The organism is Pseudomonas sp. TE21394 (assembly GCF_054057835.1).
This window is the reverse complement of sequence record NZ_JBSRZR010000001.1, coordinates 3,210,621-3,225,562: the sequence shown is the minus strand read 5'-3', so window position 1 is coordinate 3,225,562 and position 14,942 is coordinate 3,210,621. Positions and strand designations below refer to the sequence as shown.

The window sequence follows — 14,942 nt, the reverse complement described above, 5'->3', positions numbered from 1 at the left end:
CGACCATGCTGTTCACGCAGTTCACGCGCCTGGCGCAGATCAACAGCCCGTTGGGGCCGGACAAGCTGATCCTGGCCGAAATGGGCGGCAGCGACGAGCTCGGCCGCCTGTTCGACTATGAGCTGCAGCTGACCAGCGACGACCCGGCCATCGACCTCAACGCCCTGCTGGGCAAGCCGATGAGCCTCAGCGTGCAGCTGAGCCTCGGCACGTCACGTTACTTCCACGGCATCGTCGCCCGCTGCAGCCAGTCGGTGGACCGGGGCCAGTTCGCCAGCTACCGGGTCACCCTGCGCCCGTGGCTGTGGCTGCTGACCCGCACCAGCGACTGCCGCATCTTCCAGCACCTGAGCGCGCCGCAGATCATCAAGCAGGTGTTCCGCGACCTGGGCTTTTCCGACTTCGAGGATGCCCTCAGCCGTAGCTACCGCGAACGCGCATACTGCGTGCAGTACCGCGAGACCAGCTTCGACTTCGTCAGCCGGCTGATGGAAGAAGAAGGCATCTACTACTTTTTCCGCCATGAAGCGCAGCGCCACGTGCTGGTGCTGGCCGATGCCTACGGCGCGCACCCGCAGATGCCTGGCTATGAAAGCGTGCCCTACTACCCGCCGGACGGGCAGCATCGCGAGCGTGACCACATCAACGACTGGCACCTGGCCCAGGAAGTGCAGCCAGGGTCGCTGGAGCTCAACGACTACGACTTCCAGCGCCCCAGCGCGCGCATCGACGTGCGCTCGGCCATGCCGCGCCCGCACCAGGCCGGTGATTACCCGTTGTACGACTACCCCGGCGCCTACCAGCAAAGCCAGGACGGCGAGCACTACGCGCGCACGCGCCTCGAGTCGCTGCAAAGCCTGCACGAGCGGGTCGAGCTGCGCGGCAATGCCCGCGGCCTGGGCAGCGGCCACCTGTTCAGCCTCAGCGGTTTCACCCGCCAGGACCAGAACCGCGAATACCTGATCGTCGGCGCACGCTACTACGTGCATCAGGAGCGCCTGGAAAGCGGCACCGGCAGCGGCGCCGCGCAGTTCGAGAGCAACCTCAGCTGCATCGACGCCCAACAGAGTTTCCGCCCGCAGGGCAGCACCGTGCGGCCGATCGTCAAGGGCCCGCAGACCGCCGTGGTAGTCGGCCCCGCCGGCGAGGAGATCTGGACCGACCAGTATGGCCGGGTCAAGGTGCACTTCCACTGGGACCGCCACGACCAGTCCAACGAGAACAGCTCGTGCTGGATCCGCGTATCGCAGGCCTGGGCCGGCAAGAACTGGGGCTCGATGCAGATCCCGCGCATTGGCCAGGAAGTGATCGTCAGCTTCCTCGAAGGCGACCCTGACCGGCCGATCATCACTGGCCGCGTGTACAACGCCGAACAGAGCGTGCCCTACGACCTGCCTGCCAATGCCACGCAAAGCGGCATGAAGAGCCGCTCGAGCAAGGGTGGCAGCCCGGCCAACTTCAATGAAATCCGCATGGAGGACAAGAAAGGCGCCGAGCAGTTGTACATCCATGCCGAGCGCAACATGGACACCGTGGTCGAGCAGTCCGAGACACTGGCCGTCGGCATCAACCGCACCCAGACGGTGGGCATGCTGGAAACCATCACCATCGGCCAGGACCGCATCCGCGCCGTGCGCCGCGACGACATGTTGCTGGTCGGTGCCAGCAAGACCGACAGCGTCAGCACCAGCTACCTGATCGAGGTCGGGGAAAACCTGCGGCTGGTCTGTGGCAAGAGCGTGATCGAGCTCAACGCCAGCGGCCAGATCAACATCAGCTGCGAGCAGTTCAGCTTCCATGCCAGGCAGAACGGCGAGATCAATACCGACGGCACCCTCGACCTGAACGTCGGCAGCGGTGCGCAGACAGCACCCGACAACCAGGGTGTGAAAAAGACCATCGACGACTCGGTGAAGGCGATCTTCTCCGGCTCCGACCAGTAACGAGACCTGTCATGAGTTATCGCGTCAACGAATTCCGCCTGGCCCTGCCCGATGCCGCCGTGCAGGACAGCAGCATCAACATCCTGCGCTTCGAGGCCCTGGCCACCTCGCTGATCATCAGCCGCAGCCTGCTGGCCGAGGGCGAGACCCTGCAGAGCAATTTCGACGGCCAGTTGCAGCGCCTGCAGCAACAGGTCAAGGACCTGCGCATGCAGCCGGCCCAGGCCGTGCAGGTGGGTGCCGGCCAGGCGATCGCCGCCATCGAACTGAGCAGCCAGTTCAGCAAGGGCCAGGAAAAGGTCCACCAGTACCAGCTGGCGCTGGTGCTGCCCGGCACGCGCAAGATGTTTGCCCTGAGCTACGTCAAGGCCAGCCCGCTGGGCGCGGCCGAAGCGGCGCACTGGGCAGCCATCAAGCAGTCGCTCGACTTCGACAACCTGGGCTGAGCCTGAGCCATGTCCGACGCTTTGTGGGCCGCCCGCGAAGGCGACGCGCTGATGCACACCTCGATAATGGCCGACATCGTCGGCGGGGTGCTGGAAATTGCCGCCACCGTGGCCATCGGCGCCCTGGCCACTGCCGCCGTGGCAGCGGCATTCGGCCTGACCGTGGCCACCGGCGGCCTGGGCTGCTTCGTGCTGGGCGCGGTGGTCGGCCTGGTGGTCGGCGTGGTCATGGCCAAGACCGGTGCCGATACGGGTTTGAGCCGATTATGCGAGGGCATCGGCAACTTCCTGTTCCCGCCATCGGTGCAGGCCACCATCATCAGTGGCTCGTCGGACACCCGCACCAACGGCAAGCGCGCGGCGCGCGCGGCCGGCATCGTCACTGGCCCGCCGGCAGCGCTGGAGCAAGCCGGTGCGGAAGGCGCCGAGGCCCAGGAGGAAAGCTTCCTGGACATGGCCAAGGGCTTCTTCTCGCAGATGTGGCGGCCGACCGTGGCCACGCCCGCCGCCAATACCTTGCCGGTACCGGACGACAAGGTCCTGTGCAGCAAGCACCCGCCGATGCCACCGCAGTATCTGGCCGAGGGTTCCAGCAAGGTGCTGATCAATGGCCACCCGGCCTGCCGTAGCGGTGACCGCAGCACCTGCGAGGCGGTGATCGTCGATGGCGGCCTGGTGTCGAACAACGTGCGCATCGGCGGCGAGCCGATCGTGGTGCGCGAGATTCGCAGCGGCAAGACGCCCGGCATCGGCCTGGCGGTGACCGCATTGATGCTGCTGCGCGGGCGTGGCGGCAAGTTCTACAGCAAGTTCGGTTGCATGTTGGTGGGCGGCGTGAGCAGCGTGGTTACCGGCCAGGTGACCAGCGCCCTCACCCAGGCCATGGCCGGTTCGCCCAACCCGGTACATGCAGCCACCGGGGGCAAGGTCCTGTGTGGCGAGGAAGACCTCGACTTCACCGTGCAAGCCACCCTGCCGATCGCCTGGCAACGCTTCTACAACAGCCACGACGAGCGTGTCGATGGCCTGTTCGGCGCGGGTTGGAGCCTGCCCTATGAAGTTTCGGTGCAGGTCGATGCAGACGACCGCCTGGTATTGGTCGACGAGCAGGCGCGCCGGGTGGACATGGGCATCATTACCCTGGGCGATGCGGTGTTCAGCGTCGGTGAAGGGCTGAGCGTACGCCGGGCGCACAACGGCGAACTGCTGACCGAAAGCCGCGAAGGCGAGTATCGGCTGTTCCAGCCAACCCCGGGGCGGCCCGATCGACTGCGCCTGAGCCAGATCGGTGATCGCAATGACAACCGGATCTACCTGGACTACGACCAGCAGGGCCGCCTCTGCCAGTTGCGCGACACCTTCGACCAGGTGCGTGTCAGGCTCGGCTACAGCGAGCAATGGTCGCGGCGGGTGAGCCACATCGACTTCCACGCGGCGAGCGGCGAATCGCAACGGCTGGCCAGCTATGGCTACGACGCCAACGGTGACCTCGCTCAGGTACAGGATGGCGCAGGCCAGCCGCTGCGCAGCTTCGCCTACGACGCTGCCCGACGCATGATCGAACACCGTACTGGCGGCGGCCTGTGTTGCTACTACGAGTGGGCGCAGCATGAGGACGGCTGGCGGGTGGCGCGGCACTGGACCAACGGTGGCGACAGCTACGCCTTCGAATACGATGTCGCCGCCGGCATTACCCGGGTGACCGACAGCCTTGGCCGCGTTGCCGTGCGCCACTGGAACCAGCAGTACCAGATCACCGCCTATACCGATGCCCTTGAGCGCACCTGGCGCTTCGAATGGAATGACGAGCGCCAGCTGCTCGCGGCCAGCGACCCCATGGATGGCCGCTGGCAGTTCTTCTACGATGAGTCGGGCAACCTTGCCGAGACCGTCGACCCGCTGGGGCGTAGCGAGTCGACCGAATGGCTCGAACACTGGTCGCTGCCGCGCAGCCAGACGGACCCGGCAGGGCAGCGCTGGACCTTCGCCTACGACCAACGGGGCAACTGCACGCGCCAGACCGACCCGTTGGGCCAGCACACCCGCTATCGCCATGACAGCCAGGGCAACCCTGTCGAAATCATCGATGCCAACGGTTCCAGCCGCCACCTGCGCTGGAACGAACGGGGCCTGCTGGTCGAACAGCGGGACTGCTCCGGCTACCTGACCCGCCTCGCCTACGACCCCTTGGGCCATCTGCAATCGATTACCGACGCCCAGGGCGAGCGCACCGACTACCGGCATGACGACAAAGGCCGCTTGCGCAGCGTGACCTTGCCCGATGGCCGCAGCGAAACATTCGCCCTCGATGCCAGCGGCCTATTGGCCCAGCACATCGACACGGCAGGCCACGTGACCCAATACCGGCGTAACCGCCGTGGCCAGTTGCAGCTGCGCATCGATGCGCTCGGTCGACAAGTCCGCTACCACCATGACGACTATGGGCGCCTGCTTGCGCTGTACAACGAAAATGGCGAGGCCTACGGTTTCGAATGGGATGCAGGCGACCGGCTGATCGCCGAGCGCGATCTGGACGGTGGCCTGCGGCGCTACCAGTACGACCCGCTGGACAATCTTGTCCAGGTCACCTTCCTGCCTGCGCCGGGCAGCGACGAGGCACCCATCATTCACCGCATGGCCTATGACGCAGGCGGCCGCCTGCTGACCCGCCATACCGATGAGGGACGCACCGACTACTGCAACGACCCACTGGACAACGTGTTTGCGATCCGTCGTACCACTGTGGATGGCCAGGTAGAGGAACTGGGCTTCGCCTTCGATGCGCTGGGCCAGTTGCTCGAGGAACACAGCGCGCAGGGCAGCGTGCAGTACCAGTATGACCCGCTCGGCAATCTCACCCGCACGCGAGTACCCGACGGCCGCTGGATCAACCGCCTGTACTACGGCAGCGGGCACCTGCACCAGATCAACCTCGATGGCCAGGCGGTGTGCGATTTCGAGCGTGACCGTGTTCACCGGGAGACGCTGCGCCTGCAGGGCAACCTGGCGATTCAACGCCAGTACGACCGTGGCGGACGCCTGCGCACCCTGCTCCGTCGCCCGGCAGCGCAGCCCAGCCGGCTGCCGGCGCCAGACCAGCAGCGGTACCAGTTCGACGCCGCCGACCAACTGGCCGTACGCGAGGTGCAGCACCCCGGCAACGGGTATCTGCAGGTTTATCAGCATGATGGCTGCGGCCATGTCTTGGGCCGTCAGGACAGCCCCGCCGGCCAGCGCGAAGCGTTCCGCTACGACCCGGCCGGGAACCTGCTTGACCCGCTGGCGGCAGGCGCCGGGCTGGTCCGGCACAACCGCGTGCTCACCTTCGAGGACAAGCGCTATCGTTACGACGGTTTCGGCCGCCTGGTGGAAAAACGCAGCCGCCGACGCGGTACTCAGCATTTTCGCTACGACGCCGAGCACCGGCTGGTCCAGGTGCGCAACCTGCAACCTGGGCGGGAACGCATCATCGACATGCGCTACGACCCGATGGGCCGGCGCACCGAGAAGATCGAATCGACGCTCGACGGCCAAGTGGTTGGCCGCACCCGTTTCAGCTGGAGTGGCCTGCGCCTGCTCGGTGAGCAGCACAATGGCCGGCAGGCGTTGTACCTGTACGAAGACGATGGCCATGAACCGCTGGCCCGGGTGGATGGCCAGGGTGCTCATCAGCAGGTGCTGCATTACCACAATGACATCAATGGCCTGCCGGAACAGTTGACCGATGACACCGGCGAGGTCGTGTGGTCGGCGCGCTACCTGAGCTGGGGTGCAAGCTGGGATGAACAGCGGGCCAGCCGTCTGCCGGAAGATCAGAACCTGCGCTTCCAGGGCCAGTACCTGGACCGCGAAACCGGCCTGCACTACAACCTGTTCCGCTTCTACGACCCGGAGATAGGCCGCTTTACCCAGCCAGACCCAATCGGTTTGGCCGGTGGTTTGAACCTTTACGAGTATGCACCGAACCCATTCACGTGGATTGACCCATGGGGGCTGCTCAAGGAAGGCGAAACCGCAGGTTATGGTGCCAAGGCGCACCGTGGCGATGGCCTTGAAGCCCATGAAATTCTGCGTAACAAGTTCTTGCAGGATGCCGGCCTGGCACCGAAAGGACGCCGGATGCGCGGCAACCCTTCGATTGCCCTGACGCCCAAGCATCATGACCAGGTGCATGCCGCAGAGAACCGGTTGCGCAAGGCAATGGGCCTCAAGCCTAACCAGATGCTCAAAAGCGGCAAGCTTGAGATCCGCCTGATGTCCAAGGCCATCTACCAATCGCTGGTGACTCAGGGAGATGTCACAATCCAACAACTCAGAACGGCCCGGCGCTACGCCAAGTCGTTCGCCAAAAGCAAAGGGTGTTACTAGCCATGAAGAAAATCGTGTTGTCCCAACAAGACCGCGGCTTCGGCCAGATCGGTGGTGCGCCTTTGCTCAAGGACCCTTCCTTGTGGCCGGCCAACCCGCAAACCGGTGGGTTGATGACGCCCATCCTGACCCTGACCGAACAGTTCCAACCGGCCCGGTTCGTCCCGCCAGGCATGGCTATCACGGTTTTCCTCGCCGTCGAGCAACAGCAGGACGGTGGCTTCAGCCGCCCGCTCCAGCGTCGCTATACAGTCAATCAGCAGTCGGAACTGCAGAACGTCATCAACGCCGGCTTTGCCCGGGTCATCCTGCATGAGCTCGCCAGCCAGCCACTGGAGCCCAGCAATCCCCCCTTGCTGCTGGAACGAGCGTTCATCGACTTTGAAGAAATGACTGACGAGGAGCATGACGAGGAGCATGAGGACGAGGACAGCGGGATCGGCCTGAGCAAACCCAGCGGCCGCCCCTGCTGGCTGCAGGACCCGATCTACGAACCACAGCGCTACATGTTCATGATGCAACTGGTGGACGCCGACGTGGCCGAAGCCAGCCCGCAGCATGCTGGGCTGTTCGGCGAAGGCATTGGTTATCTGTTCGTGGACATGCAGGCGCGCCGTGGCAAGGAAGGCGACGACGCCGGTTTCTTCTTCATTCAGTTCACCTGAGCCATGAAGATTATATTCACCGAAGAAGACAAAGGCCTCGGGCAAGTGGGAGGCAGCGTCCGCATGGACGACCCAGGCTTGTGGCCTCTGGCGCCCGACACCCAGGAGCCGATGACGCCTCTGTGTACGGTCACGGAAAACTTCCTGCCGGCTAAAATCTTTCCGCCCGGCATGGCTGCCACGGTATTCATCACAGCTCGAAAACAGCGCGCCGGCGGCTTCAAGCAGTCTGTTGTCAACCGCTACTCACTTCATGAGCAAGCGGAGCTACCCGGTATCCACAATGGTTATGCACGGTTCATTCTCCACCGGCTGTGTGAGGAGGAGTTAACCGCCCCGCCTGGAACGCTCTTGCTGGAGCGCCGTTATATCGACTTCGAGCCAATGACCGAAGAGGAGTTCGCCGAAGAGCACGATGACGAGGACTCCGGTCTGGGCATTAGCAAGCAACTCGGTCGAGCAGCCTGGATGCAAGATCCCATTTATGTTCCAAGCCGGTACTTGCTCCTTTTGCAACTGACCGACTATGAAATCAGCCGCTGGGCTCCCGAGCAGGAAGGGGTCTTCCTGGATGGCATCGGTTACATCTATCTGGACAAGCAAGCCCGGCGGAAAAACCAAGGCGACGAAGCCGGGTTCTTTTTCGTTCAGTACGCCTGAACGGCCGGCCAGGATCAGCCGCCAGCTATGAACATCTACCATATGGACAACCTGCCAACGCCTTGGGGAGACTGGGGCGCGGTACTGCTCCAAGGCATGATTGCCTGGGATGAAGACACCGATGTGGACAGCATCAGGCGCGCCGGGCCGTACACGCCGCCTGCGTATATCCGCTCGGGCTCGCTGGTGCTCACCCAGCCGGTCAAGGAAGCCCTGGAACGAAGCGGCCTGAAAGGCATCAGTCGGTATGAGCACCTGGAAAAAACCCACATCGTGCAGCTTGACTGGCTGCACTGGGATACCCGCAAGCCCATCACCGATTACCTCGAGCTGGAAGGTGGCCCGACCTCGATCATCGACTGCCTGCCGCATGACCCGGAGCTTGCCGCACGCATGCCGGCGTATTGGCAGGCATTCGTCGTGGGCAAGCTCAACCTGCTCAAAGACCCACGGCACGAACCTGCCGACCTCGGCCAGTATCTCCAGGTGCTCAAGGCCGACGAAAAAGCCGATTTCTTCAAAGGGGATGTCTATCGCGGGTACTTCCTCAGTGAAAGAGCCAAAGCGTGGCTGGAACAGCAATGTCCTGGTTGCTTTACATTCACCCTGCTGCACGACGCGGAGCGTTGACAGCCCCGCTGGCGCTTGCTAATAATCGCCCACAGTTGTACGACAACACATAACAAAAACAACAATCCGTGGACGAACCCATGTCGGCACTCACCCCGCTGTATCCCCGTCTAATGCACCCTCCTGTTGTCCTGGCCAGCTGGCGTAGGCCTGCAAGTACCTAGCGCCCGGTAACCGCGTATCCACCCCCGGCCCTGACCGGCCCGTCACCTACCCGTCCTCGCCGCAGGCCGCTTGCGCGTGCCCGACGGACGGGTTGCCACACCCTTAGGGAGCACAACAATAATGAAAATCTGCCAAACCCTGCCCTTCGCCCTGCTGGGTGCGGGGGCCATCGCCAGCCTGCCGGGCACCAGCTTCGCCGCCGGTCTTGTCGACGATGCCAAGGCCACGCTGGGGCTGCGCAACTTCTATATCAACCGCAACTTCACCAACCCTGGCAACCCGCAGGGCAAAGCCGAGGAATGGACGCAAAGCTTCATCCTCGATGCCCGCTCTGGGTTTACCGAAGGGCCGGTCGGGTTCGGTGTGGACGTGCTGGGGCTGTGGTCGGTCAAGCTCGACGGCGGCGGTGGCACCTATGGTACGGCGCTGCTGCCACGCCATGACGATGGCAAGCCGGCAGATGACTATGGCCGCCTGGCGGTGGCGGGCAAGCTGCGGGTCTCGAAGACCGAACTGAAGGTTGGTGAATGGATGCCGGTGCTGCCGATCCTGCGCTCGGATGACGGGCGCTCGTTGCCGCAGACCTTCCGTGGCGGGCAGGTGACCTCCAACGAGATCGCCGGGCTGACCCTGTACGGCGGGCAATTTCGCGGCAACAGCCCGCGCAACGACGCCAGCATGGACGACATGAGCTACGGCGCTGGCGTGTCGGACCGCTTCAACTTTGCCGGCGGCGAATACAAGTTCAACCAGGACCGTACCCTGGTAGGGTTGTGGAACGCGGTACTCAAGGACGTCTACCAGCAGCAGTACCTGCAACTGAGCCACAGCCAGCCGCTTGGTGCCTGGACCTTGGGCGCCAACCTGGGCTACTTCCATGGCGACGAAGACGGTTCCGAACGGGCCGGCGAACTGGACAACAAGACTTACTCAGGCATGTTCTCGGCGAAGTACGCCGGCAACACCTTCTGGGTCGGCCTGCAGAAGGTCGATGGCGATACCTGGATGCGGGTCAACGGCACAAGTGGCGGGACCCTGGCCAACGACAGCTACAACTCCAGCTTCGACAATGCCAACGAGCGTTCATGGCAGGTACGCCATGACTTCAACTTCGTCACCGTGGGGGTGCCGGGGTTGACCTTGATGAACCGCTATATCAGTGGCCGCGATGTTCACAGCGGTGGCGAGACCGACGGCAAGGAATGGGTGCGCGAGACCGAGCTGGCGTATGTGATCCAGAGCGGGCCGTTCAAGGATCTGAGCGTGAAATGGCGGAACTCGTCGATTCGGCGGGATTACAGCAACAACGAGTTCGATGAGAACCGGTTGATCTTCAACTACCCGTTGTCGCTGCTGTGATGTGTGATTGACAACCACCTGAAGCAGCCACAATAATCAGCCAAGTCATACGACAACTTACAACAATCACAAAAAGAGCCGGCCATGACCACCACTCCCTTCAATCGCCTGCTGCTCACCGGAGCGGCAGGCGGCCTGGGCAAGGTCCTTCGCGAACGCCTGCAAGGCTACGCCGAGGTCCTGCGCCTTTCCGATATCAAGCCCATGGCACCCGCTGCGGGCCCGCATGAAGAAGTCATCGTCTGTGACCTGGCCGACAAAGCGGCAGTGCATGCCCTGGTCGAGGGCGTGGATGCCATCCTGCACTTTGGCGGCGTTTCCACCGAGCATGCTTTCGAAGACATCCTCGGCCCGAACATCTGCGGCGTGTTCCACGTGTACGAGGCAGCCCGCAAGCACGGCGTCAGGCGCATCATCTTCGCCAGTTCCAACCACACCATCGGTTTCTACCGCCAGGACCAACGCATCGACGCGCATTCGCCGCGCCGTCCCGACAGCTACTACGGGCTGTCCAAGTGCTACGGCGAAGACCTGGCCAGTTTCTATTTCGACCGCTACGGCATCGAGACGGTCAGCATCCGCATCGGCTCCTCGTTCCCTCAGCCACAGAACCCGCGCATGCTCTGCACCTGGCTGAGCTATGACGACCTGGTGCAACTGATCGGGCGCGGTCTGTTCACGCCCGATGTTGGCCACACCATCGTCTACGGCGCATCCGACAACCGCACCGTATGGTGGGATAACCGTCATGCCGCGCACCTGGGCTACCAGCCCAAGGACAGTTCCGAAACCTTCCGCAGCGCCGTGGAAGCCCAGCCGGCGCCTGCCGCCGATGACCCGAGCATGGTCTATCAGGGCGGTGCCTTCACCGCGGCAGGCCCGTTCGACTGACCCTACGCATGCCAGGAGGCAAGGCCATGAACTGCGAACTGATCGTCGACGCCCGCAATGGCACCGGCGAAAGCCCCGTGTGGCACCCCGACGAACAGGCCCTGTACTGGGTCGATATTCCTGCACGCCAGTTGCACCGCTGGCAGGCGGCCGATGACGTGCATCAGGTCTGGCAAGCCGATGAGATGCTCGCCTGCATCGCCCGCAACGGCCAAGGCTGGGTGGCCGGCATGGAAACCGGCATCTTTGCGCTGCGGGCGAAGGCTGACGGCAGCCTGGACAAGCGCCTGCTCGGCGGTGTGCAGCACGCCCAGGCCGGGATGCGCTTCAACGATGGCCGCTGTGACCGCCAGGGCCGCTTCTGGGCCGGCAGCATGCTACTGGACATGCAGCAAGGCGCCCATGTCGGCGCCTTGTACCGGCTTGACGGCGAAGGCCGGCTACACCTGCAGCAGGACGGCATGATCGTGCCCAATGGCCTGGCGTTCAGCCCTGATGGCCGGCGCATGTACCTGTCCGACTCGCACCCCAGCGTGCAGAAGATCTGGGTGTTCGACTACGACATCGACAGCGGCACGCCACATGGCAAACGGCTGTTCGTCGACATGCGCGGCTACCCCGGCCGCCCTGATGGCGCCGCGATCGACCAGGATGGTTGCTACTGGATCTGCGGCAATGACGCCGGCCAGATCCACCGTTTCACCCCCGACGGCCGCCTCGACCGCTCACTCAGCGTACCGGTGAAAAAGCCGTCGATGTGCGCCTTTGGCGGCGCCAACCTGGACACCCTGTACGTCACCTCGATACGCCCCACCGACATCGACCTCAGCGACCAGCCCCTGGCTGGTGGGGTGTTTGCCCTCAGCCCTGGCACCAAGGGCCTGGAGGAGCCTGCCTACCGGGGCTGAGCCCCATGCCGCCCGATACTTGCACGCCCGAAACCGGATAATAAAAACCACGGAGTTTCACCATGACGTTCAAACGCAAACTGCTGCTCGCGGTACTCCCTCTCGCCTTCAGCCTGCCCCTGCCCGCCTCGGCGCTGGACATCAAGTTCGCCGAGATCCACCCGGCCGGTTACCCGACCGTGGTCGCCGAGCAGAACATGGGCGACAAGCTGGAGCAGGCCAGCAATGGCGAGATCACCTTCAAGATGTTCGCCGGCGGTGTGCTGGGTTCGGAAAAGGAGGTCATCGAACAGGCGCAGATCGGCGCCGTGCAGATGACCCGCGTCAGCCTGGGGATCGTCGGCCCGGTGGTGCCGGACGTGAACGTGTTCAACATGCCGTTCGTGTTCCGAGACCATGAGCACATGCGCAAGGTCATCGACGGCGAGATCGGCCAGGAAATCCTCGACAAGATCACCAACTCCGACTTCAACCTGGTGGCCTTGGCCTGGATGGACGGCGGCTCGCGCAGCATCTACACGAAAAAGCCGGTGCGCAGCCTGGAAGACCTCAAGGGCATGAAGATTCGCGTGCAGGGCAACCCGCTGTTCATCGACATGATGAACGCCATGGGCGGCAACGGCATCGCCATGGACACCGGCGAAATCTTCAGCGCGCTGCAGACCGGGGTGATCGACGGCGCCGAGAACAACCCGCCGACCCTGCTCGAACACAACCATTACCAGAACGCCAAATACTACACCCTGACCGGCCACCTGATCCTGCCGGAGCCGGTGGTGATGTCGAAGACCACCTGGAACAAGCTCACCCCCGAGCAGCAGGCATTGGTGAAGAAGGTGGCACGCGAGGCGCAGATGGAAGAGCGCGTTCTGTGGGACGCCAAGTCCGCTGCCAGCGAAGAGAAGCTCAAGGCCGCCGGTGTCGAGTTCATCAGCGTGGACAAGAAGCCGTTCTACGACGCCACCGCGTCGGTACGCGAAAAATACGGCGCGCAGTATGCCGACCTGATGAAGCGTATCGACGCCGTCCAGTAACCGCGGCCCTTCCCGAACGACTTCGGCAGTGCGGGCCCCGCCCTGCCGCTTTGGTGATGCCCATGAAAAACCTTGTCCTGCGTGTGAACGACACGCTGTACCGCAGCTGCATCTGGGTCGCCGGCCTGTCGATCCTGGCCATGTCGCTGATCATCCCCTGGGGCATCTTCGCCCGTTACGTACTGGGCACCGGCTCGAGTTGGCCCGAGCCGGTAGCCATCCTGCTGATGGTGGTATTCACCTTCGTCGGTGCCGCCGCCAGCTACCGGGCCGGGGCGCACATGGCAGTGGGCATGATCACCGAGCGCCTGCCGCCAGTGCCGCGTCAACTGGTCGCGCTGCTGGTGCAGGTGCTGATGATCCTGGTGTGCGTGTTCATGGCGTACTACGGCTTCAAGCTGTGTATCACCACCTGGAACCAGTTTATGGCGTCGTTGCCGGGTGTGCGGGTGGGCATGACCTACGCGCCGATCCCGATTGGCGGGGTGCTGACCCTGGTGTTCGTGGTGGAAAAACTTCTATTGGGCGATCAGAGCCACCGCAAGGTGGTGCGCTTCGAGCAGCTTGAAGAAAACGAAGGAGCGGCATAGATGGATGCGTTGATTCTGTTGGGCAGTTTCGTAGCGCTCATCCTGCTCGGCATGCCGGTGGCCTACGCCCTGGGCCTGTCAGCGCTGATCGGCGCCTGGTGGATCGACATACCGCTGCAGGCGATGATGATCCAGGTGGCCAGCGGGGTGAACAAATTCTCGCTGCTGGCCATTCCGTTCTTCGTGCTGGCCGGTGCGATCATGGCCGAGGGCGGCATGTCGCGACGGCTGGTAGCCTTCGCCGGGGTGCTGGTGGGCTTCGTGCGCGGTGGGCTGTCATTGGTCAATATCATGGCCTCGACGTTCTTCGGGGCGATTTCCGGCTCGTCGGTGGCGGACACGGCGTCGGTGGGCTCGGTGCTGATTCCGGAAATGGAGCGCAAGGGCTACCCGCGTGAATTCTCCACGGCGGTTACCGTCAGTGGCTCGGTGCAGGCGCTGCTGACACCGCCCAGCCACAACTCGGTGCTGTACTCGCTGGCTGCCGGCGGCTCGGTGTCGATCGCCTCGCTGTTCATGGCCGGGGTGATGCCGGGGCTGCTGCTGAGTGCGGTGATGATGGGCCTGTGCCTGTTGTTCGCGAAAAAGCGCAACTACCCGAAGGGTGAAGTCATACCGCTGCGCCAGGCGCTGAAGATTGCCGGTGAGGCGCTGTGGGGGCTGATGGCCATGGTGATCATCCTCGGTGGCATTCTGACGGGCGTGTTCACCGCGACCGAGTCGGCGGCTGTGGCAGTGGTGTGGTCGTTCTTTGTGACCATGTTCATCTACCGCGACTACAAGTGGCGCGACCTGCCCAAGCTGATGCACCGCACGGTACGGACCATCTCTATCGTGATGATCCTGATCGGCTTCGCTGCCAGCTTCGGCTACGTGATGACGCTGATGCAGATCCCGTCGAAGATCACCACGGCATTCCTGACCCTGTCGGACAACCGTTACGTGATCCTCATGTGCATCAACTTCATGCTGTTGCTGCTAGGCACGGTGATGGACATGGCACCGCTGATCCTGATCCTCACGCCGATTTTGCTGCCAGTGATCACCGGCATCGGCGTGGACCCGGTGCACTTCGGCATGATCATGCTGGTCAACCTGGGCATCGGCTTGATCACGCCGCCGGTAGGGGCTGTGCTGTTCGTCGGCTCGGCCATCGGCAAGGTGAGCATCGAGTCGACGGTGAAGGCCCTGCTGCCGTTCTACCTGGCGCTGTTCCTGGTGCTGATGGCAGTGACCTACATTCCGGCCATTTCGCTGTGGCTGCCAGGTGTGGTGCTGTGACC

At 63.5% G+C, this 14,942-nt stretch carries 12 protein-coding genes; all 12 read left to right on the top strand.

The features are described from left to right. Window positions 1-5 precede the first annotated feature (5 nt). The 12 genes from ACVWZT_RS14855 to ACVWZT_RS14800 all read left to right on the top strand — a co-directional run bounded on the left by ACVWZT_RS14855 (window position 6) and on the right by ACVWZT_RS14800 (window position 14,940). Complete coding sequence (locus ACVWZT_RS14855; protein WP_457470028.1) at window positions 6-1,943, top strand: type VI secretion system Vgr family protein; 1,938 nt, start codon at window positions 6-8, stop codon at window positions 1,941-1,943. Between the two features lie 11 nt (window positions 1,944-1,954). Further along, window positions 1,955-2,389 (top strand): DcrB-related protein, encoded by a 435-nt coding sequence (locus ACVWZT_RS14850; RefSeq protein WP_186688096.1) that lies wholly within the window; start codon window positions 1,955-1,957, stop codon window positions 2,387-2,389. A 9-nt stretch (window positions 2,390-2,398) separates the two neighbouring features. Next, on the top strand, window positions 2,399-6,757 hold the full coding sequence (locus ACVWZT_RS14845; RefSeq protein ID WP_457470026.1) for an RHS repeat-associated core domain-containing protein: 4,359 nt from the start codon (window positions 2,399-2,401) through the stop codon (window positions 6,755-6,757). A gap of 2 nt (window positions 6,758-6,759) precedes the next feature. Then, on the top strand, window positions 6,760-7,422 hold the full coding sequence (locus ACVWZT_RS14840; protein WP_296233989.1) for a hypothetical protein: 663 nt from the start codon (window positions 6,760-6,762) through the stop codon (window positions 7,420-7,422). A gap of 3 nt (window positions 7,423-7,425) precedes the next feature. After that, the gene (locus ACVWZT_RS14835) at window positions 7,426-8,082 is read left to right on the top strand and encodes a hypothetical protein (RefSeq protein WP_296233987.1); all 657 of its coding nucleotides are present in this window, start codon (window positions 7,426-7,428) and stop codon (window positions 8,080-8,082) included. A 27-nt stretch (window positions 8,083-8,109) separates the two neighbouring features. After that, on the top strand, window positions 8,110-8,712 hold the full coding sequence (locus tag ACVWZT_RS14830) for a hypothetical protein (RefSeq protein ID WP_457470024.1): 603 nt from the start codon (window positions 8,110-8,112) through the stop codon (window positions 8,710-8,712). 285 nt (window positions 8,713-8,997) lie between these two features. Next, window positions 8,998-10,236 carry an OprD family porin gene (locus tag ACVWZT_RS14825; RefSeq protein ID WP_457470022.1) on the top strand — a complete coding sequence of 413 codons (1,239 nt, stop codon included), beginning with the start codon at window positions 8,998-9,000 and terminating at the stop codon, window positions 10,234-10,236. Between the two features lie 84 nt (window positions 10,237-10,320). Beyond that, window positions 10,321-11,127, top strand: a complete 807-nt coding sequence (locus tag ACVWZT_RS14820) for an NAD-dependent epimerase/dehydratase family protein (protein WP_296233984.1) — start codon at window positions 10,321-10,323, stop codon at window positions 11,125-11,127. 26 nt (window positions 11,128-11,153) lie between these two features. After that, complete coding sequence (locus ACVWZT_RS14815) at window positions 11,154-12,035, top strand: glucurono-1,5-lactonase (RefSeq protein ID WP_457470020.1); 882 nt, start codon at window positions 11,154-11,156, stop codon at window positions 12,033-12,035. A 62-nt stretch (window positions 12,036-12,097) separates the two neighbouring features. After that, window positions 12,098-13,069 carry a TRAP transporter substrate-binding protein gene (locus ACVWZT_RS14810; protein ID WP_296233982.1) on the top strand — a complete coding sequence of 324 codons (972 nt, stop codon included), beginning with the start codon at window positions 12,098-12,100 and terminating at the stop codon, window positions 13,067-13,069. Window positions 13,070-13,131: 62 nt separating this feature from the next. Beyond that, window positions 13,132-13,659: a TRAP transporter small permease gene (locus tag ACVWZT_RS14805; RefSeq protein ID WP_296233981.1), complete on the top strand. Its 528-nt coding sequence runs from the start codon at window positions 13,132-13,134 to the stop codon at window positions 13,657-13,659. Further along, window positions 13,660-14,940, top strand: a complete 1,281-nt coding sequence (locus ACVWZT_RS14800) for a TRAP transporter large permease (RefSeq protein WP_457470017.1) — start codon at window positions 13,660-13,662, stop codon at window positions 14,938-14,940. It abuts the gene before it with no gap. The last annotated feature ends 2 nt before the right edge of the window (window positions 14,941-14,942 follow it).